We start from the raw sequence: 1,104 nt of genomic DNA, 5'->3' as shown, positions 1-1,104 counted from the left end.
CCGCTGGCCGGGTCCGCGGCCGCCCGGGCCAGCACATCGGCAAACTGTGCGTTCCATTCGTTTTCCACGTCCAGGGCCATGGCATAGGGCAGCAAGGCCTCGAAATGGGCGGGCGTTCGATCCGGCGGGTTAAGCAGGTTGAGGCGGTCCTTTTCGGCCACCTGCATGTAGAGCCGCAGGCCCTCGATTTCGTCCAGCAAGCGTCGGCCGGCCAGGGTCGGTGCCTTGAGCAAATGGTAAAAGACCATATTGGTGACCAGAATTCCTAGGAACAAGACCATGCCCGAAACGGAAATCGCCGCGGCCAGGGCCCCGATACCGGCCAGTTCACCGATAAAAAACGGGATGGCGAAAAGGGTGATACCGACGGTCCCCGCGGTCTTGCGGCTTCGCCAGGCCGCGACGACCATGCTGCCCAGCAGATAAACGCCGACGCTCCAACCGGAAAGCCACACCATCATGAACAAAGCCACCGGCATCTGGGCGGAGGAAAGGATGATGCCGCCCAGGGCAAAGAACGAAAGCACGATCCCAGGCACGAAATAGGCCGTGTTGCGCAGGAAATAACCCTTTTCGTATTCGGCACTCAAACGGGTGCGCAAGGCCTTGACCGCCCCGCCGACGCGTTTGTGCTCGCTTTTCTTCAAGGCAAGGGTCGTTTGGCCTGGCGGGAAGAGACGTTTGGCCACGGCGGCTTCGCCAAGAGAAAGCGGCTCGCTTTTGCCGCCGGTGAGATCAAGGGTATAAGCACCGCCCTGATCCTCGTGGATGGTCAAAAAGCCTTTTACCGCCATGCTCACCACGGCCACGGCCAGGGCCTTTTTGTCAAAGCCCATGCGCCGGATGAACCGCATGCCTGCCGGGGAGAGCCCCTTGGCCGGGACATAGCGGGGAATGATGGCGCCGGCCGACGGATCCCGCCCGACCTTCCACCAGGCCGCCAGGTAGTAAACCAGCAAAACCATCAACCCCGCCAGGGCCACCAGGCCGCCGCGATAATCATCGAGCAGATAACCGATCCGCTCGGCCGTGTCCGGCGGCGCCACGATGCCCTTGGGCCAGGCAACGGCAATGGTCAACCCCTCGTGGGGCGCCAGCGGCCGG

1 protein-coding gene is annotated in these 1,104 nt (G+C 62.8%); it reads right to left on the bottom strand.

The genetic code is table 11. The features are described 5' to 3' along the window. Nucleotides 1-1,104 (bottom strand): DUF2207 domain-containing protein (locus JCM12296_RS35045; protein WP_157068208.1); only part of this gene is annotated, 1,104 nt, incomplete at both ends.

It is taken from the genome of Desulfosarcina cetonica JCM 12296 (assembly GCF_001311845.1).
GTDB lineage: Bacteria > Desulfobacterota > Desulfobacteria > Desulfobacterales > Desulfosarcinaceae > Desulfosarcina > Desulfosarcina cetonica.
This window is presented reverse-complemented; position numbering and strand designations above follow the sequence as displayed.